The following is a 291-nucleotide window of genomic DNA, read 5'->3' on the forward strand; positions in this document are numbered from 1 at the left end:
CAGTGCGGCCAGTCCCACGTCCCATAGCGACGCCTGGCCCTTGCTGTACTTGTACAACGTGTCCGCGAGCACGACCAGCGCCGCGACCAGCACGATCGCGCCCAGGATCGGGCCGCCGATGATCATCGCGACGATACCGACGACCGCGACGACCACCTTGCAGACCGCGACGATCGAATCCCAGTTGTCAGAGAACCAGTCCCCGATGTCCTCCCACCACGACCGGTTCTGAATCCCCGCGTCCGACGCCTCGTCGATCTTGTTCTTCGCGTCCCGCGCCGCCTCGTCACG

General features: G+C 65.6%; 1 pseudogene. It reads right to left on the bottom strand.

From position 1 onward, the window contains the following. A pseudogene (locus IG94_RS0138275) lies at positions 1 to 291 on the bottom strand (DUF6531 domain-containing protein); the annotation flags it as partial.

This window comes from Streptomyces olivaceus (assembly GCF_000721235.1).
Taxonomy (GTDB): Bacteria; Actinomycetota; Actinomycetes; order Streptomycetales; family Streptomycetaceae; genus Streptomyces; species Streptomyces olivaceus.